At 71.0% G+C, this 20,461-nt stretch carries 21 protein-coding genes and 1 pseudogene; 13 read left to right on the top strand and 9 right to left on the bottom strand.

The window, feature by feature from the left end; all coding sequences use genetic code 11:
- Nucleotides 1-414: 414 nt before the first annotated feature.
- Nucleotides 415-1,212 (bottom strand): DUF6414 family protein, encoded by a 798-nt coding sequence (locus ACZ4YL_RS25000; protein WP_468119439.1) that lies wholly within the window; start codon nucleotides 1,210-1,212, stop codon nucleotides 415-417.
- Nucleotides 1,213-1,586: 374 nt separating this feature from the next.
- On the opposite strand from ACZ4YL_RS25000, the gene ACZ4YL_RS24995 reads away from it, so the two are divergent.
- The 3 genes from ACZ4YL_RS24995 to ACZ4YL_RS24985 all read left to right on the top strand — a co-directional run bounded on the left by ACZ4YL_RS24995 (nucleotide 1,587) and on the right by ACZ4YL_RS24985 (nucleotide 3,460).
- Nucleotides 1,587-1,721 (top strand): hypothetical protein, encoded by a 135-nt coding sequence (locus ACZ4YL_RS24995; RefSeq protein ID WP_468119437.1) that lies wholly within the window; start codon nucleotides 1,587-1,589, stop codon nucleotides 1,719-1,721.
- An 852-nt stretch (nucleotides 1,722-2,573) separates the two neighbouring features.
- A complete protein-coding gene (locus ACZ4YL_RS24990; protein ID WP_468119435.1) occupies nucleotides 2,574-2,780 on the top strand; it encodes a hypothetical protein in 207 nt (68 codons plus the stop codon).
- Nucleotides 2,781-3,094: 314 nt separating this feature from the next.
- On the top strand, nucleotides 3,095-3,460 hold the full coding sequence (locus ACZ4YL_RS24985; protein WP_329100307.1) for a PH domain-containing protein: 366 nt from the start codon (nucleotides 3,095-3,097) through the stop codon (nucleotides 3,458-3,460).
- A 15-nt stretch (nucleotides 3,461-3,475) separates the two neighbouring features.
- On the opposite strand, the gene ACZ4YL_RS24980 is transcribed toward ACZ4YL_RS24985, so the two are convergent.
- Complete coding sequence (locus ACZ4YL_RS24980; protein WP_468119434.1) at nucleotides 3,476-4,387, bottom strand: SMP-30/gluconolactonase/LRE family protein; 912 nt, start codon at nucleotides 4,385-4,387, stop codon at nucleotides 3,476-3,478.
- A 107-nt stretch (nucleotides 4,388-4,494) separates the two neighbouring features.
- Between ACZ4YL_RS24980 and ACZ4YL_RS24975 the strand changes: the two genes are divergently transcribed.
- From ACZ4YL_RS24975 to ACZ4YL_RS24935, 9 genes are all read left to right on the top strand, one after another.
- Complete coding sequence (locus ACZ4YL_RS24975; RefSeq protein WP_033223357.1) at nucleotides 4,495-4,929, top strand: Lrp/AsnC family transcriptional regulator; 435 nt, start codon at nucleotides 4,495-4,497, stop codon at nucleotides 4,927-4,929.
- Nucleotides 4,926-5,819, top strand: a complete 894-nt coding sequence (locus ACZ4YL_RS24970; protein ID WP_468119432.1) for a DUF2797 domain-containing protein — start codon at nucleotides 4,926-4,928, stop codon at nucleotides 5,817-5,819. Before ACZ4YL_RS24975 ends, ACZ4YL_RS24970 begins: the two co-directional genes overlap by 4 nt.
- Before the next feature lie 115 nt (nucleotides 5,820-5,934).
- Nucleotides 5,935-6,273 (top strand): antibiotic biosynthesis monooxygenase family protein, encoded by a 339-nt coding sequence (locus ACZ4YL_RS24965; RefSeq protein WP_468119431.1) that lies wholly within the window; start codon nucleotides 5,935-5,937, stop codon nucleotides 6,271-6,273.
- On the top strand, nucleotides 6,257-7,138 hold the full coding sequence (locus ACZ4YL_RS24960) for an amidohydrolase family protein (protein ID WP_468119429.1): 882 nt from the start codon (nucleotides 6,257-6,259) through the stop codon (nucleotides 7,136-7,138). The genes ACZ4YL_RS24965 and ACZ4YL_RS24960 overlap by 17 nt, the downstream gene beginning before the upstream one ends.
- A gap of 122 nt (nucleotides 7,139-7,260) precedes the next feature.
- Nucleotides 7,261-8,028: a response regulator transcription factor gene (locus ACZ4YL_RS24955; protein WP_390799675.1), complete on the top strand. Its 768-nt coding sequence runs from the start codon at nucleotides 7,261-7,263 to the stop codon at nucleotides 8,026-8,028.
- On the top strand, nucleotides 8,028-9,566 hold the full coding sequence (locus ACZ4YL_RS24950) for a sensor histidine kinase (protein WP_468119427.1): 1,539 nt from the start codon (nucleotides 8,028-8,030) through the stop codon (nucleotides 9,564-9,566). The genes ACZ4YL_RS24955 and ACZ4YL_RS24950 overlap by 1 nt, the downstream gene beginning before the upstream one ends.
- Before the next feature lie 25 nt (nucleotides 9,567-9,591).
- Entirely contained in the window at nucleotides 9,592-10,860 is a 1,269-nt protein-coding gene (locus tag ACZ4YL_RS24945; protein WP_384390306.1) for a bifunctional glycosyltransferase family 2/GtrA family protein, read from the top strand.
- Nucleotides 10,857-13,052, top strand: coding sequence for an ArnT family glycosyltransferase (locus ACZ4YL_RS24940; RefSeq protein ID WP_468119425.1), 2,196 nt, complete (start codon nucleotides 10,857-10,859; stop codon nucleotides 13,050-13,052). Before ACZ4YL_RS24945 ends, ACZ4YL_RS24940 begins: the two co-directional genes overlap by 4 nt.
- A gap of 122 nt (nucleotides 13,053-13,174) precedes the next feature.
- On the top strand, nucleotides 13,175-13,876 hold the full coding sequence (locus ACZ4YL_RS24935; RefSeq protein ID WP_468119423.1) for a TetR/AcrR family transcriptional regulator: 702 nt from the start codon (nucleotides 13,175-13,177) through the stop codon (nucleotides 13,874-13,876).
- Between the two features lie 11 nt (nucleotides 13,877-13,887).
- On the opposite strand, the pseudogene ACZ4YL_RS24930 reads toward ACZ4YL_RS24935, so the two are convergent.
- Nucleotides 13,888-15,435: pseudogene (locus tag ACZ4YL_RS24930) on the bottom strand (MDR family MFS transporter); the annotation flags it as partial.
- A gap of 85 nt (nucleotides 15,436-15,520) precedes the next feature.
- Complete coding sequence (locus ACZ4YL_RS24925) at nucleotides 15,521-15,976, bottom strand: MarR family winged helix-turn-helix transcriptional regulator (protein ID WP_468119625.1); 456 nt, start codon at nucleotides 15,974-15,976, stop codon at nucleotides 15,521-15,523.
- Between the two features lie 200 nt (nucleotides 15,977-16,176).
- Between ACZ4YL_RS24925 and ACZ4YL_RS24920 the strand changes: the two genes are divergently transcribed.
- On the top strand, nucleotides 16,177-16,416 hold the full coding sequence (locus ACZ4YL_RS24920; protein WP_351150839.1) for a hypothetical protein: 240 nt from the start codon (nucleotides 16,177-16,179) through the stop codon (nucleotides 16,414-16,416).
- Between the two features lie 50 nt (nucleotides 16,417-16,466).
- On the opposite strand, the gene ACZ4YL_RS24915 is transcribed toward ACZ4YL_RS24920, so the two are convergent.
- From ACZ4YL_RS24915 to ACZ4YL_RS24895, 5 genes are all read right to left on the bottom strand, one after another.
- Nucleotides 16,467-17,264 carry a hypothetical protein gene (locus tag ACZ4YL_RS24915; protein ID WP_468119421.1) on the bottom strand — a complete coding sequence of 266 codons (798 nt, stop codon included), beginning with the start codon at nucleotides 17,262-17,264 and terminating at the stop codon, nucleotides 16,467-16,469.
- A 50-nt stretch (nucleotides 17,265-17,314) separates the two neighbouring features.
- Entirely contained in the window at nucleotides 17,315-18,166 is an 852-nt protein-coding gene (locus tag ACZ4YL_RS24910) for an RNA polymerase sigma factor SigF (RefSeq protein ID WP_033223368.1), read from the bottom strand.
- Nucleotides 18,167-18,396: 230 nt separating this feature from the next.
- Nucleotides 18,397-19,299, bottom strand: a complete 903-nt coding sequence (locus ACZ4YL_RS24905) for an RNA polymerase sigma factor SigF (protein WP_389121373.1) — start codon at nucleotides 19,297-19,299, stop codon at nucleotides 18,397-18,399.
- Nucleotides 19,300-19,504: 205 nt separating this feature from the next.
- Nucleotides 19,505-19,666 carry a hypothetical protein gene (locus ACZ4YL_RS24900; RefSeq protein WP_167745563.1) on the bottom strand — a complete coding sequence of 54 codons (162 nt, stop codon included), beginning with the start codon at nucleotides 19,664-19,666 and terminating at the stop codon, nucleotides 19,505-19,507.
- Between the two features lie 466 nt (nucleotides 19,667-20,132).
- A complete protein-coding gene (locus ACZ4YL_RS24895; protein ID WP_390799668.1) occupies nucleotides 20,133-20,456 on the bottom strand; it encodes a hypothetical protein in 324 nt (107 codons plus the stop codon).
- Nucleotides 20,457-20,461: the final 5 nt, after the last annotated feature.

The following is a 20,461-nucleotide window of genomic DNA, read 5'->3' as shown; positions in this document are numbered from 1 at the left end:
CCGCGCGACGCTCCTGCCTTCGGCCCGCTCCGCGCGCGCTGCGCCGACGCCCGCCCCTGCGAGTGGGATAGGCCCAAGAGCATGAGCTGAACCCAGCAGCCCGCGGGTTCCCTCCCTCACCGACATGCCTCCGGCGGGGGCGCTCAAACTCCGGGATGGAGGGGGCACCGCTCGCGGGTGCCGGCGCGCGGTGGTGAGCGTGGGGAGGCTTCCATCCCGTCTGCCGTCGACCCAGGCAAGCCGAGCAGACACCGGTCCAGGCGTCCAGGTCGTTCGTACAGTGGCGCGCTCCACCTGGACGCCTGGACCCGAGCCCGCTCCACATATGTGTGGGTCGACGGCAGACGGGATGGGAGTGGGGGCAGTGATGGCCACGGCCGCCAACACAGCCTCTACGCGTTCCGGATCAGGGGTCTATCGGTAGATGGCCAGTATGTCCAGCATTAGCGCCGGACCTTCAAGGTACTGATCTTCATCGCCAGCTTTAGGTTTGGTGCGCTCCAAAGCGCGGCGGCGTTCACGGGATATCAGTGAGGAACCTGGCAACGCAAGAAGCGGCTTCCATTGCCCACGGTGCCAGCTGTTTGCGACCTTTCCTACGACCCGGACAGGCCCCTCAATGTCGCCCGCGATGTTTTCCGAGTCGATCTGGCCAGCAACTCTCCACTCAGATCCATCCAAGTCACCCACCACGAGGGCCTTGCCGCCAAGCGCACCAACGAAACCTCTCGCAGCCTCCCGCTCATGTGCGCTTGGTAGCCCTTGAGCAGCATCGGGATCGAGCATCGACATGAAGGGCAGCAGAGTCTCGATCTTGTCGAGGGCGTCAACTACTCCGCCATCCGGCATTAGAGCCTTGACCATCTCAGGGATGTAAATGTCGCACTCGACCTCGATGAGAGCGCCGACTCCGATATGAGTAAAGTCCACATCGGGATTTGCTACGTCCACCCAGCCAGCCATCTCCGGCTCGCCCTTTGCCAGGTTCATAAGTCGCTCAAACCGCGCCTGCGGTGTGTCGCTGAAGCTGGCCGACTCCTCAACTCCACGCGTCCGGCCAGCAGATGCCTCCACAACGCTTACTTTCACACCTCCTTGGAGGTTTCGCTCTGAAGAACTCGTCCGCTCTAGCGATTCACGAATCCCACCTTCCAAGGCGCTGACGTAGTCGGTGAGGGTGGCCGAATCTATGTACAGGAAGCGCTTCAGCATGAACTGAGGTTAGATCCAGCCATCGTGGCTTGTCTTGAAAGTTGCAGAACTGGCAACGTGAGAGCCCTCCCGGTCAGTCTTGGGGCTGTGGGAGGTCGCTCGCTGGTGACCGACGTTGACAATTGGTTGCCGCTCAGCCGCAGGTCAGGGGGTTGGGTGGGAGGTACGGGACCGTGGTCAGGTCCAGGCCGCGGGTTGGGGTACCGGTGTGGTGGCTGCCGGTCGGCACCGCTGCCCTGATCCCGAGGGCAGCACGGTCTGGGAGGGCGCACAAGGTCGTTCGTACGGTGGCGCGCTCCACCTTGTGCGCCCTCCCAGACCGTGCAGGGGCGGTGCCCATCAGGGCAACGGCACCGACCTCGAAGGAGCGCACCATGGCCTGCACCGACCCCCAGTGCGACGGCGGCATCATCCCCAACCGGTTCTCCGACGATCCCGAGGACCTCACCCTCTGCCCCGCCTGCAACCACGGTTACGACCCCCGCGACCACCACGACTACGTCGGCTGACACTCCCAGGGCCCCGGCGTGAGTCGGGGCCCGCAGGGTTGGCGGTACAGCATCGTCGTACCGCCAACACCGCAACCGCCCCCGATTGCCAGTACTCCGGCGAGGCCGGTTGGGGCCGTGGGCGGACGCTCGTTGGTGGCCAACGTTGGCAACTGGCGACGGCTCAGGCGGGCGCTCAGACGCGGCAACCGTCACATGGCATGCGTGGCCGGGAGCGCTGCCGACTGCGGCCGGGACGGGGTGCTAAAAGACGGCCAGCGGCGAGGGAGGGGTGGCCTCTTGCGCAAGGCCGGCCGACTGGCGGGCCTGAGTCGGGCTGGGCGCCGTACCCCCGCCGTCACGCATGACGAGTGCGTGAGGCGAACGCACCACCGGGAATGGGCGGGCGGGGAGCAGCTGCTGCCGCGATGTGGCTGCGGCCGGTGTGGTCGCTCCGCGTCGGTACCAGTCTCGCTGTGGCTGGTGAGCGTGTCGTCCTAAGAGCCCGACCAGAGCCGCTCCGCTGACCTAGAGCCCAAGGGTGCATTGTTATCTCAGTCACACCGGTATGTCATGAAGAGTCTTGACATAGACGACATTTGACCCGGCCTAAAGCTGGTATTCGCCACAGCGGTGTCACGTGCATGTGCTATGGCGTGGCGAAAAGCGCAGCTCAGGAGTTGTCTCCATGCTGTAACAAATCGAGGTCAGATAGCCCTTGCGTACTAGTTGGATGCGCACGAACCTCAGCAAATCTTGAGTTTGATTCTCGTCAACTGACGCCTTCAATAGGGGCACAAGAAGGCCCACCCGCACCGCGAAGGCTGGCAGGCGCAGCGGTGAGGTGGGCGGTGAACCTAAGGAGGCTCAATCATGAGTTTGACCCGCGTGCAGGGGGGTCTGTCAAACCCTGTCCCGAAGCCGGGCGTGATCGCGGTGATTGTCATCGTGATGATCATCTGGCCCACGCTCGGAAAGGTGGTTGGTGCGTACGCCGACGCACTAGCGACGGTGACGTTGCTGGGCGCGGCATGCGTACAGCACAGGCGTACCGCAACCGCAGCAACCGCCCCTGTTTGATATCGCCCCTTAGGGGCCCCGTAGTGGCCGGAACGACCGTCGCTGACCGATCTGGCTAGAGCTACGGATCAGAAGGTTGCAGGTTCGAATCCTGCCGAGTGCACAACAAGAAAGAGGCCCCCAGGAGAAATCCTGGGGGCCTCTTTCGTATGTCCTGACGGCCAGCCGTCTCCTCCTTGATGGGGACGGGGTCCCCCGGAGGATGTCAGGGCCGGGATGGCTCCGGCGGGTGACGTGGACGAGGGGCCGGCCTCGGTACGGTTTCTGGAGATCGTCCGAAGCCGGAGATCCGGAGCTGGAAAACGGGGGCACTCATGGGACTGTTCGGGAACGCGCACACCGTCGACCCTGTGTCGGCGCAGCGGGACTACGCACGGCTGCTGGGCCAGGGGGAGCAGGTGCATGCCGCGTACCTGCTGATCCGGGACACGATCCTGTTCACCGACCGGCGGCTGGTGCTCGTCGACAAGCAGGGGCTCACGGGGAAGAAGGTGGAGTACCACTCCATCCCGTACCGGAGCATCACACACTTCTCCGTCGAGACCGCCGGGCACTTCGATCTCGACGCCGAGCTCAAGATATGGATATCCGGCAGCTCGGCGCCGATCGAGAAGACCTTCACCAAGGGCGTCGACATCTACGAGGTGCAGGCGATCCTGACCCAGTTCGTCGCCCGGTAGGCGGCGGCCCGAGCCTCAGAGGACCCGCGGCAGGCCGGTCACCGACATCACCAGGGAGTAGAGGGAGGTGGTGGCGGTGATGAAGAGGCGGTTGTTCTTGGCGCCGCCGAAGGCGATGTTCGAGACCGGTTCGGGGACGCGCAGGCGGCCGATCAGGGTGCCGTCCGCGGCGTAGCACTGGACGCCGTTCTCCATCGCGGCCGCCCACAGCCGGCCTTCGTCGTCGAAGCGGATGTTGTCGACCCCGGGGCAGGTGGTGAAGACGCGGTCGTGGGTGAGGGTGCCGTCGTCGGTGACCTTGAAGGCGCGGATGTGGCCGGCCCGGGTGTCCGCGGCGTACAGCTCGCTCTCGTCGGGAGAGAAGACCAGGCCGTTGGGGCCGAGGAAGCCGTCGGCGACCGTCCGGACCTCGCCGGTCGAGGGGTCGGCCCGGTAGAGGTTGCAGGCGCCGATCTCGCCGGGTGCGCGGTGGCCCTCGTAATCGCTGGTGATGCCGAAGTCCGGGTCGGAGAACCAGATGGAGCCGTCCGAGCGGACGACCGCGTCGTTCGGGCTGTTGAGCCGCTTGCCGTCGAAGCGGTCGGCGATGACGGTGAGGCTGCCGTCCGGTTCGGTGCGGGTGACGCGCCGGTTGCCCTGCTCGCAGGTGATCAGGCGGCCTTCGCGGTCCAGGGTGTTGCCGTTGGAGTGGCCGGCCGGGGAGCGGAAGACGGAGACGGCGCCGGTCGCCTCGTCCCAGCGCAGCATCCGGTCGTTGGGGATGTCGCTCCACACCAGTTGTCGCCAGGCGGGCAGGTAGAGCGGGCCCTCCGCCCAGCGGCAGTCGTCGTAGAGCCGGTCCAACCGGGCGTCGCCGTTGGCGCAGCGGCCGGTCTGGAAGCGTTCGTCCAGAATCTCGTACAAGGTGAGGTCGGCTATGGCAGACATGATTCCCCCTGGAAGCGTCACGCCGAATGCTGTTCGGTCTGATGGTGAGATTGCAGGATCAGGTACCGTCTTCGCAAGGGTCGACAGGCCCATGAGAGGAAGATTGCGTGGACGACATCGACCGTGCGCTCGTCCTGCGCCTGCAACAGGACGCCGGCCAGTCGTACGCCGCTCTCGGCACGGCCGTCGGGCTCTCGGCGGGAGCCACTCACGAGCGGGTACGGAAACTGCGCGAGCGCGGGGTGATCCGGCGGACCACCGTCGACGTCGACCCGGCGGCCGTCGGCAGCGGAGTCCTGGCCTACGTGATGGTCGACTCCAACGCCTGGATGGGCGAGTCCGGTGCCGACTTCGCCGCGATCCCCGAGATCCAGGAGGCGCACATCATCGCGGGCAGCGCCTCCGTGCTGGTCAAGGTGCGTACGGCCTCGACCGAACAGCTGCAGGACGTACTGCGCCGCCTCTACGCCATCGACGGCGTCAGCGGGACGCACGCCACCGTCGTCCTGGACACCTTCTTCGAGCGGCCGCTCCCGCTGTGACCTGGTGGTGCACCGGGATCCGGTGGAAGGACGGCCGACCCGCCATCGGGTGGTACGGGGAGGGGCGCGGCGAGCGGGTGAGCGAGCTCGCGTACGGGCAGCGGATCGCCTTCGCCGCCCGCGGGGAGCGGCACTGCCTCGGTGTGCGGCGGGCCGGGAAGCGGACGCCCTGCCCCACCGCGGACACCGTGCCGGGCCGCGCCGGGAACGCGCAGTGCCCCGAGTGCGCCCGTCTCGACCGGTCGTTCTCCGTGGCGGCCGACACCAACGCCGCCGATCCGCGCACCTACCGGGTCTACCTGGCCTGGTTCGGTCCCGGCATGGTCAAGGTCGGGATCACCGCCGAGGAGCGCGGCCCGGCCCGGCTGCTGGAGCAGGGAGCGGTGGCATGGGCCTGGCTCGGCCGCGGTCCGCTGATGGCCACCCGGCGCACCGAGGAGCTGCTGCGGGCGGCGCTCGGGGTGCCCGACCGGATCGCGTACGCCCGTAAGCGCGGAGTACGGGCCCACCTGCCGGCCGCGCCCGATCGGGCGCGGGAGGTCGCCGAGCTGCACGCACGGGCGGCGGCGCTGGCCGGGTGGCCGGAGTCGCTGGAGCCGGTGGAGTGCGAAGTGGCCGACCACGCCGGGGCGTTCGGGCTGGACTCCCTGCCGGGCCTGCCCGGGCCGGCGCGGGTGCTCACCGAGATGGTGTCCGGCGGGTCCGTCGTGGGCCGGCTGGCGGGCGCGGCCGGTCCCGATCTGCACCTCGCCGACGGGCTCGTGGTGGACACCCGGCTGCTGGCGGGCTGGGAGCTCACCGCTCCCGGGGACGAGGCCGTGACCTCGGTCCCGACGGCGCAGATCCCGTCCGCCTCCACGGCTCCCGCCGAGCAGGGCGGGCTGTTCTGACACCGGTGGACCGCGGCTCGGACCGTGGCGGCCATGGTCAAAACTTGGATCCCTTTGGCCTTCCGGGGCTGATTCCGGTGGACATGCCAGGGGCGCTCCGCCGAGGGTGTCCGACATGACCACTCAGCCGGTACCGGCCTTCGAACCGCCCTATGTCATGGCCGTTTTCAGCAACATCCGCACCGACGACGACAGCGGATACCCCGAGGTCCTCGCACGGATGAAGGAGATCGTCCGGACCAACCCGGGATACCTCGGATACGAGTCCGCGCGTACCCCGGGAGGCCTCGGCATCACCGTCGCCTACTTCCGCGACCACGAGTCCCTCACCGTGTGGCGGGAGGACCTGGAGCACCAGGCGGCCATGAAGCAGGGCCGCTCCGACTGGTACGACAGCTACACCCTGCACGTCGCGACCGTCGAGCGGAGCCACGGCTTTGTCCGCAACGGCTGAGGCGGTCCGCGCCTTCCGGGAGCGGCTCGGGCTGCCCGGACTGGTCGACGTCCACACCCACTTCATGCCCGAGCGGGTCCTGGACAAGGTGTGGGACTACTTCGACGCGGTCGGCCCGCTGACCGGCGTCGAGTGGCCCATCACCTACCGGCACGAGGAGGAGCAGCGCGTCGCGCTCCTGCGGGAGTTCGGGGTCCGGGCCTTCACCGCCATGCTCTACCCGCACAAGCCGGCGATGGCCGCCTGGCTCAACGCCTGGTCCGCCGATTTCGCCGCCCGCACCCCCGACTGCCTGCACACCGCGACGTTCTTCCCGGAGGAGGGCGTGAGCGCGTACGTCCGCCAGGCCGTCGAGTCCGGAGCACGGATCTTCAAGTCGCACCTCCAGGTCGGCGGCTACGACCCGAACGACGACCGGCTCGACCCCGTCTGGGGGCTGCTCGCCGAGGCCGGCCTCCCGATCGTGATCCACTGCGCCTCCGGACCCGTCCCGGGCAAGCACACCGGACCCGAGCCGATCGCCCGGCTGCTGGCCCGCCACCCGAGGCTGCCGCTGGTCATCGCCCACATGGGCATGCCCGAGTACGCCGATTTCCTCGACCTCGCCGACCGGTACGCCGGGGTGCGCCTGGACACCACCATGGCCTTCACCGACTTCTCCGAGCAGATGTGCGGCTTCCCGCCCGGGGATCTCGGACGCCTCGCGGACCTCGGCGACCGGATCCTCCTCGGCACCGACTTCCCGAACATCCCCTACCCCTACGAGCACCAGCTCGCCGCGCTCGAACGGCTCGGCCTCGGCGACGACTGGCTGCGGGCGGTCTGCCACGACAACGGCGCCCGGCTGTTCCGCCTCGACGGCTGACGCCCCTGCGCCCGGCCCCTGTGCCCGGTCCCGGCGCGCTGCCTTCCTTCCGGAATCCTTTCTCAGGAAATTCACAGGAAGGCACAAGAACGCTCTCAGAGGCACCGGACAGCGTGGTCGGTATGACTGCGACGACCACCTCCCATGCGTCCACGTCCACCAACCACCCCACGGCCCTGGTGCGGCCCGACGGCGGCCCCTGCCGGGTACTCGTCGTCGACGACGAGGCCTCGCTCTCCGAGCTGCTGTCCATGGCCCTGCGCTACGAGGGCTGCGAGGTCCGCACCGCCGGCGACGGGGCGGGCGCGGTACGGGCGGCACGCGAGTTCCGGCCCGACGTGGTCGTCCTCGACATCATGCTTCCCGACATGGACGGCCTGGCCGTCCTCGGGCGCCTGCGCCGGGAGATCCCCCAGGTGCCGGTGCTGTTCCTGACCGCCAAGGATTCGTTGGAGGACCGGATCGCGGGCCTCACGGCGGGCGGCGACGACTACGTCACCAAGCCCTTCAGCCTGGAGGAGGTCGTGGCCCGCCTGCGCGGCCTGGTCCGGCGCTCCGGCGCGGCACAGGCCGCGCGCGGCGGTTCGGTGCTGACCGTCGGCGATCTGCGGCTGGACGAGGACAGCCACGAGGTGGTGCGGGGCGGCCGGGAGATCCACCTGACCGCCACCGAGTTCGAGCTGCTGCGCTACCTGATGCGCAACCCCCGGCGCGTGCTGAGCAAGGCGCAGATCCTGGACCGGGTGTGGTCCTACGACTTCGGCGGCCAGGCCAATGTGGTCGAGCTCTACATCTCCTACCTGCGCAGGAAGCTGGACAGCGGCCTCGGTATGCCGCCGATGATCCACACCCGGCGCGGCGCCGGTTACCTGATCAAGCCGGCCGAGTAGTGGCCTTCCGCACGATACGGCGACCGCGCGGCCGCCGGCCCTGGTCGCTGCGTACCCGGCTCGTCGTCTCGGCGGTGGCGCTGATCGCCGTCGTGGGTGCGGCCATCGGGACCGTCACCACCTTCGCCCTGCGCTCGTACCTGGTCGCAGAGCTCGACGATCAGCTGAAGGCCTCCGTGAGGATGGCCGTCCGGGCGCCCGGCGGGAAGCCGGCCCGGGAGAACAGCGCCGGCTTCGTCATGGCTCCCGGCAGCCCGCTGGACGCCGCCGGGATCCGGCTCGATCCCGCCGGGACCGTCCTCGGGACGGCCCGCAACGTTCGCGCCGAGGGATGGTCGGTCGACCAGCCGCCGCCGCTGACCGAGGCCCAGGGCAAGGCCCTCGCCCGGGCCGCCCGGACGGTCGCGGAAGGCAGGCCGGAGCCGGTGGACGCGGAGCTCCCGGGCCTCGGCAGCTACCGGGTGCTGCTCGCGCCCGACGGCACTCTCGCCCTCGGTTTCCCCCTGAGTGACGTCGACTCCACCGTGCGCACCCTGATCGGGGTGGAGCTGTGCGTCACCCTGGCCGGGCTGATCGCGGCCTCCCTCGCCGGACAGGCCCTGGTCGGGGTCGCACTGCGCCCGCTGCGCCGGGTGGCCGCCACCGCCACCCGGGTCTCCGAACTTCCCCTGCACAAGGGCGAGCCCGCCCTCCACGAGCGGGTTCCGGACGCCGAGGCCGACCCTCGCACCGAAGTGGGACAGGTCGGCGCGGCCCTCAACCGGATGCTGGGCCATGTCTCCTCCGCCCTCACCGCCCGCCAGCAGAGCGAGATGCAGGTCCGGCAGTTCGTCGCCGACGCCAGCCACGAGCTGCGCACCCCGCTGGCCTCCATCCGCGGCTACGCCGAACTGACCCGCCGGGGACGGGAGGAACCCGGCCCCGACACCCGGCACGCCCTGGGCCGGATCGAATCCGAGGCCACCCGGATGACCGGCCTGGTCGAGGACCTGCTGCTGCTGGCCCGGCTCGACGCCGGCCGCCCGCTCTCCACCGGTGACGCCGACACCGACCTGGCCCCGCTCGTCGTCGACGCCGTCAGCGACGCCCGGGCCGCGGGCCCCGAGCACCACTGGCGCCTGAGTCTGCCCGAGGAACCGGCCCCGATCCGGGCCGACCCGGCCCGGATCCAGCAGGTGCTGGTCAACCTGCTCGCCAATGCCCGTACGCACACCCCTCCGGGCACCACCGTCACCGCGCACGTTTCACGTGAAACATCCGCCGTCCGGCTGCGCATCGAGGACGACGGGCCCGGCATCGCACCCGACCTGCTCCCCCGCGTCTTCGAGCGCTTCGCCCGCGGCGACGCCTCCCGCTCCCGCGCGGCGGGCTCCACCGGGCTCGGGCTGGCCATCGTCCAGGCCGTGGTCACCGCGCACGGCGGGCGGGTCGGCGTACGGAGCGAGCCCGGACGGACCTGCTTCGAGGTCCTGCTGCCGCACGCGCAGCCGGACCGGACGGACTCACAGGCAGGGCACAGGCTCAGCACACAGCGGTGACAGGGCGCCCCGCGAGGGTCGGAGCATGCGAACCGACACCTCTCCCGGGGCCCTTCCGGCGCGGGCGCCCCTCGCGCCCGTGCCCGGCGAGCCCGTCCTCGACGTGGTGATCCCTGTCTTCAACGAGGAGAAGGACCTCGGCCCGTGCGTCCGCCGACTGCACGAGCACCTCAGCCGGACCTTCCCCTATCCCTTCCGGATCACGGTCGCCGACAACGCGAGCACCGACCGCACTCCCGAGGTCGCGCGGGGGCTCGCCGCCGCGCTGGACGGCGTGCGCAGCACCCGCCTGGAGGAGAAGGGCCGGGGCAGGGCCCTGCGCCAGGTGTGGTCCGGTTCCGACGCCCCCGTCCTCGCCTACATGGACGTGGACCTCTCCACCGACCTCAACGCCCTGCTGCCGCTGGTCGCACCGCTGATCTCCGGCCACTCCGACCTCGCCATCGGTACCCGCCTGGCCCGGTCCTCACGGGTGGTGCGGGGCGCGAAGCGGGAGTTCATCTCGCGGGCCTACAACCTCCTCCTGCGGTCCTCCCTCGCCGCCCGGTTCAGCGACGCGCAGTGCGGATTCAAGGCGATCCGGCGCGAGGTCGCCGAGCGGCTGCTGCCGCTGGTGGAGGACACGGGCTGGTTCTTCGACACCGAGCTGCTCGTGCTCGCCGAACGGGCCGGGCTGCGGATCCACGAGGTGCCGGTGGACTGGGTCGACGACCCCGACTCCACCGTCCACATCGTCCGGACCGCCACCGAGGACCTCAAGGGCGTCTGGCGCGTGGGCCGTGCCCTGGCGGTCGGCGCGCTCCCGCTGGACCGGCTCGCCCGCCCCTTCGGCGACGATCCGCGCGACCGCGCCGCACTGCCCGGAGTGGAGGGCGGACTCGCCCGCCAGCTGCTCGGCTTCTGCGCCGTCGGAGCGCTGTCCACCGTGCTCTACCTGCTCCTGTACTCCGCCTTCCGAGCCGGGACCGGCCCGCAGTTCGCCAACGGCGCCGCGCTGCTGCTCTCCGCGCTCGCCAACACCGCCGCCAACCGCCGGCTCACCTTCGGGGTGCGCGGCCGTGACCGGGCCGTGCGCCACCAGGCCCAGGGCCTCGTGGTGTTCGGCATCGGGCTGGCCCTCACCAGCGGCTCCCTCGCCGCGCTCGGGGCGGCCACCGCCGATCCCGCGCACAGCACCGAACTGGCCGTGCTGATCACCGCCAACCTCGCCGCCACCGTGCTGCGCTTCCTGCTCTTCCGCGCCTGGGTCTTCCCCGAGCGGCGCGACACTCCCGTGAAGGACGACATTCGATGACCACGGCAGCACCCTCGCTCTTCCCGGTCCCCGAGGCCCGCGCCGGTACCGGCCGCCGCGCGGCGGCCGACCGTCCCCGCTGGGAACTCCCCGCCCTGGCCGGGCTGCTGATCGCCACCGCCGCCCTGCTCCTGTGGGACCTCGGCTCCTCCGGCTACGCCAACTCCTTCTACTCCGCCGCCGTGCAGGCGGGCAGCGAGAGCTGGAAGGCCTTCTTCTTCGGCTCCTCCGACGCCGGCAACTCCATCACCGTCGACAAGCCCCCGGCGGCCCTGTGGCCGATGATGCTGTCCGTCCGGCTCTTCGGGCTCGGCGCCTGGCAGATCCTCGTACCGCAGGCGCTGATGGGCGTCGCGACCACCGGTGTGCTGTACGCCGCCGTGCGCCGCCAGTTCGGTCCCGCGGCCGGGCTGCTGAGCGGCGCCGCCTTCGCGCTGACTCCCGTCGCCGCGCTGATGTTCCGCTTCAACAACCCCGACGCGCTGCTGACCCTGCTGCTGACCGTCACCGTGTACTGCGTGCTGCGCGCCCTCGACGGGGCCCGCACCCAGTGGCTGGTGTGGGCCGGGGTGGCGGTCGGCCTCGCCTTCCTCACCAAGACCCTGCAGGCCTTCGTCATCCTGCCGCCGCTGGCCCTCCTGTACGCCGTCTGCGCGCCCACCCGGCTGCGCAAGCGGCTCGGCCAGCTGCTGCTGGCGGGGCTCGCGATGGTGGTGGCCGGCGGCTGGTGGGTCGCCGTCGTCGAGCTGTGGCCGGCCTCCTCCCGTCCGTACATCGGCGGCTCGCAGAACAACTCCTTCCTGGAGCTGACCCTCGGCTACAACGGCCTCGGCCGGATCAGCGGCAACGAGACCGGCAGCGTGGGCGGCGGCGGCCGGGGCGGCGCCGGTGGTGGCGGTGGCTGGGGAGAGACCGGCATCGACCGCCTCTTCTCGGGCAACATCGGCGGGCAGATCGCCTGGCTGCTGCCGGCGGCCCTGGTACTGCTGGTGGCCGGTCTGCTGATCACCTGGCGGGCCCGCCGGGCCACCGACTCGCTGGAGGGCATGGCCCGGGCGGCGTTCCTCGCCTGGGGCGGTTCGATGCTGATCACCGCAGCCGTCTTCAGCTACATGCAGGGCATCTTCCACGAGTACTACACCGTGGCGCTGGCGCCGTTCGTGGCCGCGCTGATCGGCATGGGCGTCGCCGTGCTGTGGGAGGAGCGGGGCGGCAAGGCCGCCGCGCTCACCCTGTCCGGCACGCTCGCCCTGACGGCGGTCTGGTCGTACGTGCTGCTCGGCCGCGCAACCGGCTATCTGCCGTGGCTGCGCTGGGCGGTCCTGGTGGGCGGGCTGCTCGTCGCGGCCGCGCTGCCGTTCGCCGCGCGGGCCGGGCGCCGGGCGCTGCAGGCCACGGCGGCGCTGGGCGTGGCGGCGGCGCTGGCCGGGCCGTTCGCGTACTGCCTGACCACGGTGAGCACGGCGCACACCGGCTCCATCGTGACCGCCGGACCGGCGGTGGCGGGCGGCCGGGGCGGACCGGGCGGGATGATGGGCGGCCCGGGCGGCTTCGGCGGACCCGGCGAGATGCTCCAGGGTGGCCAGGGCCGCCAGGGCGGGATGCCGAACGGCGGCCGACCGGGCGCCGGGCAGCAGGGAGGTACGCCGCCGCAGGGCGCGATGCCGCAGGGCGGGATGGCCCCGGGCGGGATGCCGCAAGGCCAGGGCCAGGGCCAGGGCGGTGCGGGCGCAGGGCGCGGAGGCGAGCGGTTCGGCGGTGGCCAGGGCGGTCCGGCCGGCCTGCTGAACGGCGCCCGGGTGAGCGGGGAGGCCAGGAAGGCCCTCACCACCGACGCCCGCGAGTACACGTGGGCGGCGGCCGCGATCGGCGCCCAGAACGCGGCGAGCTACCAGCTGGCCTCCGGGGCGCCCGTCATGCCGATCGGCGGCTTCAACGGCAGCGACCCCTCGCCGACCCTGGAGCAGTTCCAGAAGTACGTGCGGGACGGGAAGATCCACTGGTTCATCGGCCAGAGCACCACCACCGGCGGCGCCGAGGGCGGCATGCCCGGGGGCGGCGGCCAGGGCGGCGGTCGGGGCGGCCCGGGCGGGGGCACCAGCACGGACATCGAGACCTGGGTCAAGGCCACCTTCAAGCCGTCCACGGTGGGCGGAGCCACCTTCTACGACCTGACGGCTCCGACGGCCTGATCCGGTCTCACGGCAGCGGACCCCGCCCGCTGTTCCGGCCCGATCGGCGGGACACCCCCTAGCATCAAGAGGGCGGACCGGGCATTCCGGGCTGATCCACCTGTCGTGAGGAGGGTGCCTGCATGGTGACCGCGGCCGATCCCGGCGAGACCCGCACCAGTGTGTGGCTGGCCGCCAGGCCTGCCGCACCCGCCAGACGCCGCAGCGAGGCACCCTCCGGGCTGGACCGGGAGCGGATCACCGCCGCCACCGTGCGGCTGCTCGACGCCGACGGGCTGGCCCGGTTCTCGATGCGGCGGCTGGCCGCCGGGCTCGGGGTGACCGCGATGTCCCTGTACTGGTACGTGGACACCAAGCAGGATCTGCTCGAACTCGCCCTCGACAGTGCCCTGGGCGAGCTGGAACTGCCGCCCGAGACGGCGCCGGGTGCGGCGGAGAGCGCGGTGGAGACCGCGGCGGTGAGCGCGGCGGAGAGCGGTGAGCCGGGCTGGCCGGGGCGGCTGCGGGCGCTGGCCCGCGGCTACCGGCGGGTGCTGGCGGACCACCCGTGGGTCGCCCCGCTCACCGCCGCGTTCCCGAACATCGGCCCGCACGCGCGGGCCTTCGACGGCGCCCTCCAGCGGCTGCTGGACGCCACCGGCCTGGTGGACGCCGCCCGCACCGGCGCGCACCTGGCCGTCTCGCAGTTCCTGCACGGATGTGGCGGGACGGTCCGGCGGGCGCCGGAGGGCGACTTCTGCCTCGCGCTCGACATCCTGATCGCGGGTATCGAGGCCAAGGCTCCGCCGGGCCGTGCCCGGCACGATCCGCAAGAGGCGGACTAGGCCTTGACGGCGGTTTCGGCGGGGGCCGGCTCGTTCGACGCCGCCGGGGCGTGGGCCGCCGGCCTCGACTTCAGGGCGACCTCCTTGATGAACACCACCAGGACCAGTCCGAGCAGCGCGAACGGGGCGGCGTAGAGGAAGACGTCGCCGACGCCGTGCCCGTACGCGGACTCGATGACCTCGCGGATCGGCGCGGGCAGCTTGTCGAGGTCGGGGATCCCGCCCCCGGCGGTGCCGCCGTGGCCGAGCGCCGCGGCCTTCGGGCCGAGGGCCGCGAGGCCGTCCTGGACGTAGTGCGTCACCCGGTGGGCCATGACCGCACCCAGCGCGGAGACGCCCATGGCGCCGCCGAGGGAGCGGAAGAAGGTGACGACCGAGCTGGCCGCGCCCAGGTCCTCGGGGGCCACCTGGTTCTGGGTGGCGAGGACCAGGTTCTGCATCATCATGCCGAGACCGAGGCCGGTCAGCGCCATGTAGATCGCGATGTGCCAGTACGGGGCGTCGTGGCGCAGAGTGCCCAGCAGACCCAGGCCGGCCGTCAGCAGGACGCCGCCGGAGACGAGCCAGGCCTTCCACCTACCGGTCTTGGTGATCACCTGACCGGAAACCGTGGACGAGACGAAGAGGCCGGCGATCATCGGAATCGTGAGGATTCCGGACATCGTCGGGGACTCACCGCGAGCCAACTGGAAGAACTGGCTGAAAAACACGGTCCCCGAGAACATCGCGATGCCCACGAACAGGGAGGCCGCCGAGGCGAGGCTGATGGTCTTGTTGCGGAACAGCCGCAGCGGGATGATCGGGTCGCTCGCGCGGGACTCGACGAGGACGAAGAGCAGGCCGAGCAGTAGCGCGCCGCCCGTCATCGCCCAGGTCTGCCAGGAGATCCACTCGTAGGAGTCGCCGGCCTGCGTGACCCAGATCAGCAGCAGGGAGACGGCGCCGCTGATCAGGAAGGCACCCAGCCAGTCGACCTTGACGTCGCGGCGCACGACCGGGAGGTGCAGGGTGCGCTGGAGCACGATCAGCGCGATGATCGCGAACGGCACGCCGACGTAGAAGCACCAGCGCCAGCCCAGCCACTCGGTGTCGGTGATGACACCGCCCAGCAGCGGGCCGCCGACGGTGGCGACGGCGAAGACCGCGCCCAGGTAGCCGCTGTACCGGCCGCGCTCGCGCGGGGAGATCATCGCGGCCATCACGATCTGCGCCAGGGCGGAGAGGCCGCCGACGCCGATGCCCTGGACCACGCGGCAGGCGATCAGCGTGCCGGTGTTCTGGGACAGGCCCGCGACCACGGATCCGAGGACGTAGATCACGAGGGATATCTGGACCAGCAGCTTCTTGCTGAAGAGGTCGGACAGCTTGCCCCACAGCGGGGTGGCGGCCGTCATCGACAGCAGCGCGGCGGTGACCACCCAGGTGTACGAGGACTGGGTGCCGCCGAGGTCGCTGATGATCTGGGGGAGGGCGTTGGAGACGATCGTGGACGACAGGATCGCCACGAACATGCCGAGCATCAGCCCGGACAGCGCCTTCATGATCTGCGGGTGGGTCATGGTCACGGGGGTGGCCGCGGGGGTGGCCGCGGACGCGGGCGGGTGGTCGGTCGTCGTCTCCGACTGGGCCATGTCTTTCCTTTGTCTAGAAGCTCGATCGGAGTCGGGCCAGCAGGGTGTTGAGTACGTCGATGTCCTGGGGGGACCAGTCGTGGAGGGCTCTTTCCAGCGAGGCCGTGCAGCGGGCGCCGAGCTCGGCGAGGAGCGCCCGCCCGGCCGGGGTGAGCCGCAGGATCCGGCAGCGCCCGTCGCCCGGGTCGGTCTCGCGCTCGATCCAGCCGCGGTCGGCGATGTGCGTGACGTGCCGGCTGGTCACGGAGATGTCGACCCCCATGAACTCGGTCAGCCGGCTCAGCCGCATCTCCCCGTGCCGGTCGAGCAGGGTGAGGACGGCGGCGGCACCGGGCGGGCAGTCCGGGGGCAGGCAGCGGGCGAGCTCGCGCTTGACCGCGCCGATTCCGGTGAGCTGGCGGGCCAGCTCCGCATACGGGGCGGTTGGAGTGGTCGGAGCGGGCGGAACGGTCGGAGCAGGCGGTGCGATCGGCGGGGCCGGAGCGGCCGGAGCGGCCGGAGCAGGCGGTGCGGTCGGTGCGCTCTGCACGGTCGGAGCGGTCTGCACGGTCACCGGGTTCCCCCATCTTGTTGCTTGAGGCAACCATAGAAGCGCATGGTTGCTACAGGCAAATGAATCTGGGGGGTGGGGCGGTAAAGGAATCGGAAAACCGGCTAGGGTCCTGCTCCATGGCTGACAACCACAACTCACAGGTCCCCGAGGGCGGCTACGACCCCGCGGGCAGCACGCAGATGTTCAAGGCCTTCGTCGAGGAGGCCGCACCGGCCCGTCAGGCGGGCCCTGGGGCCCGTCAGCAGCGCCGCGCGGAGCAGCGGTCCGGGTCGTCCTCGAACCCGGCCCTGAAGGTGGGGCTGGTCCTCGCCCTCGTGCTCGTCATCGGCGTGGCCGCCTGGGTGGCCCTGACCTGACGGCCCCCCGGGCAGCGCCCCGGGGACGCCTCGCCTCACCACACCTCGGCTCAGCTCCAGGTGGCGGTGACCTTCCGGGTGTCCACGTGCATGCCCAGCGGCACCCGCCAGGACTCCGCGCACACCGTGTAGGTCTGCGTCTTCGAGGCCCCGCCCGCCACCGGCGCCGGCAGGGCTTGGCTCGTGGTGACCGTGGCCCAGTCGATGCCGAGGGCGCCGATGATGTGCGTCGCGAAGCTGACCGTGCCCGAACGGGCCGCGGTGGTTCCGGTGTTGGTGAAGGTCACAGTGACCTGCTCGCACCAGCGGTCGGCCGCGGCCGCCCTGACCGGCGCGGACAGCGTCAGCCGGGCCGGTGTGGACGCGGGCGGGGCCGGCGGTGTCGTCCCGGGCCTGCCGGGCGGGCTCGTCGGGGTGCCCGGTGAGGTCGGCGAGGTCGGGGCGGTGGGCGCCGTCGGCGTGCCGGGTGTGCCGGGGTGCGGTGCGGTCCTGCCCGGGTCCGAGGGGGTGCCGGGGGTGCCTGCGGAGCCGCCGGGGCCGGTGGTCGTGGCTCCGCCTGGGGCGGAGCCGCCAGGGCTCCCGGATCCCGCGGCGCCGGTCGGCGTATCCGAGGTCGTGGCCGACCGGGCGGATCCGCCCGCCGTGTCCGGGCCTCCGAGCTGCTGGAACTCCACCTGACCCCGCGGGGCCACGTTCTCCCCCGCGCCCCGTTCGGGGCCCGGGGCCGCGGCGCCCACGGCGACATAGCCGTCCCGCGCCGGGCCGCCGCAGCCGGTGAGGCCGGCGGCGGCCGTGCAGCACAGGGCGAGCAGGGTGGTGGCGGCGGCCGCTCGCGATCCCTTTCGCATCGCGCCAGTTTTCCTGACGGATCGTCAATTGGGAAGCGCGAGGCGCCGGGTCACTCCCCGATGAGGCCTACGCGCAGTTGCGCGAGGGTGCGGGTCAGCAGCCGGGAGACGTGCATCTGGGAGATGCCGACCTCCTCGCCGATCTGCGACTGCGTCATGTTCGCGAAGAAGCGCAGCATGATGATCTGCCGTTCCCGGGGCGGGAGTTTGGCGAGCAGCGGCTTCAGGGACTCGCGGTACTCGACGCCCTCCAGCGCGGTGTCCTCGTACCCGAGGCGGTCCGCGAGGGAGCCCTCGCCGCCCTCGTCCTCGGGGGAGGGCGAGTCGAGCGAGGAGGCGGTGTAGGCGTTGCCGACGGCGAGGCCGTCGACGACGTCCTCCTCCGAGACCCCGAGCACGGCGGCGAGCTCCGGCACGGTCGGCGAGCGGTCCAGCTTCTGGGCGAGCTCGTCGCTGGCCTTGGTCAGCGCCAGGCGCAGTTCCTGGAGCCGGCGCGGGACGCGGACGGACCAGGAGGTGTCCCGAAAGAATCGTTTGATCTCGCCCACGACGGTCGGCATCGCGAACGTCGGGAACTCGACGCCGCGTTCACAGTCGAAGCGGTCGATCGCCTTGATCAGGCCGATGGTGCCGACCTGGACGATGTCTTCCATCGGCTCGTTGCGGCTGCGGAATCGGGCGGCTGCGTAGCGCACGAGAGGCAGGTTCAGCTCGATCAGGGTGTCGCGTACGTACGCCCGTTCGGGGCTGTCCGCATCCAGGGCGGCGAGCCGCAGGAAGAGGGAGCGGGAGAGGGTCCGGGTGTCGATGGCTTCCGAGCGGTCGGACGCTACAGGTGCTGTGGGCGCAGGCGCGCTCTTGACGAGCGTGAGCACCTTGGAGCTGCCCTGGTCTACGGACATGCCACCCCCTTGAGGTCGCGGACGGTCGCGTACTGCGCGCCCGTCGGAGGAACGCAGCCTCCACCTGAATACCGGAGGCGGGGCTGCGGCAAACGCGGTTCACGCAGAATGTCACATGTCGGCAACGCGCTGTAGCGCCATGTCGACATATATCTCCAGCGACAGACAGGCTTGGAGGGCGATCAGTCCGATCTGTCGGGAAACAGGTGAATGATCTCCACTCGTTCCGGTTACGCCTCGATCCTGTTTGCGGATCTCAGCCGGGCGAAACTCCGGGCGAGGAGTCGGGAGACGTGCATCTGGGAGACGCCGAGCTCCACGCTGATCTGTGACTGCGTCAGATTGTTGTAGTACCGCAGGAGCAGGATCCGTTGCTCGCGTTCGGGCAGCTGCACGAGGAGGTGGCGGACGAGGTCGCGGTGCTCGACCCCGGCCAGCTCCGGGTCCTCGTAGCCGAGGCGGTCCAGCAGCCCGGGCATGCCGTCGCCCTCCTGGGCGGCCTCCAGGGAGGTCGCGTGATAGCTGCGCCCGGCCTCGATGCAGGACAGCACCTCGTCCTCGGTGATGCGCAGCCGCTCGGCGATCTCGGCGGTGGTCGGGGTGCGGCCGTGGAGGGTCGTGAGGTCCTCGGTGGCGGCGTTGACCTGGACCCAGAGCTCATGGAGGCGGCGCGGCACGTGGACGGTGCGGACGTTGTCGCGGAAGTACCGTTTGATCTCGCCCACGACGGTCGGCATCGCGAAGGTCGGGAACTGCACGCCCCGGTCCGGGTCGAACCGGTCGATGGCGTTGATCAGGCCGATGGTGCCGACCTGGACCACGTCCTCCATCGGCTCGTTGCGGCTGCGGAAGCGCGCGGCTGCGTACCGGACGAGCGGGAGGTTGGCCTCGATGAGGGCCCCGCGCACCCGGCTGTGCTCGCCGGTGCCCGGCTCCAGGCTCTTCAGCTGGCCGAAGAGGACCTGGGTGAGCGCCCGGGTGTCCGCGCCCCTGCTCGGGGGTCTCGGCGCGACCGGGGGCTCCTCGGGCGGCTCCTGGCGGGGCTCCTGGCGGTGTTCCCGCTGGGGCTCCGGCTGGGGCGGTACCTGGGGGTCCTGCTGGGGTGGTACTTGAGGCGCAGTACTGGCCGGCACGGTCACGCCACCCCTTCAGTCAACTCATTCATCAAAAGCGGTCATAGCATCACAAGAGATGTGCACTGTGTGCAAGCACCGTATAGCTCCGTGTTGAGGGCAAGTTGGGCATATCGGGGCAATACGCCCAACGATAGGTATACAAAAAGCCCCCCACCCGTCGGAGTGGGGGGCCGGAAGTCCGGTAACCGCTTCAGCGTACGGGTCAGCGCACCAGTTCGGTCATGAACTCGCCGATGCCGGAGGCGGCATCCGATATCCCCTGGAAGCCTATTTCCACGATCTCGGCCGCTCTCTTCGGCTGGGTGATGATCACGAAGAGGGCGAACACGGTGAGGGCACCCGTGATGAGCTTCTTGGTGTCCACGTGCGGGCGGCCTCCCCAACCGGTCCGAGCAAGTCGGGTGAGTCTAACCGGTCAAGATTGGACACTCACCTGTCCTTTAAGGACCAATGGCCCGGTACTCCGGGTCCTTTGCCGTGGAGCGTGCGGTTGCGGTGGGCGCAGGATGGGTGTGCGCCCACCGGTTCTGGCAGGAAACCGGTGGGTGAGGGGCAGGGCCTCACTGCGGGGTCCGGGCCGCGCGCTTCCCCCTGATCGCGGCCCGGACCGGCAGGTCCGTCCTCGTCGGGGGAGGCGGCTTGTCCCCCCGATGCCGCTTCCCCCGTTCCACGCGAAGAAGGTCCCGACTCCGGTCGGGGCCTTCTTCGCGTCGTCCCCGCGGCCCGCGCGGGCGTACGGGGGCGTACGGAGGCTCGGGCGCACTGGGGGCGCGCTCAGGGCGTACAGGGGGCGTACGAGGGGCGTGCGGAGGCGGTTGCGGCCCCGGTGGCTACTCCAGGCCGCCGGCCAGGTCCGTGAGGGGCTGTACGGGCGCGATGACGGGGGCCAGGTGGTCGGGCAGCTCCATCAGCGCGTTGAGCTGGTTCGCGCCGGCGCTGAGTTGCGACCCGATCTCCTGGACGGACGTGGGCTGGGCCCCGGCCGGCATCCCCGGGGCGGCCGCCGGCAGGTCCGGGAGGGTGAGGGGGGAGACCGGGGCGGCCGAGGCGGCGGGTGCGGCGAGGCCCGCGGCGGCCCCCGCGAGGGCGAGGGCGGCGAGCATGCGCTGGGTCTTGGTCATGCCGTGACAACGGCCGAAGGGGCGGGCGGTCACGCGGG

This window comes from Streptomyces sp. NPDC030021 (assembly GCF_055574035.1).
Note: the sequence above shows the minus strand (reverse complement) of the source record. Positions and strands in the feature narration are given on the sequence as shown.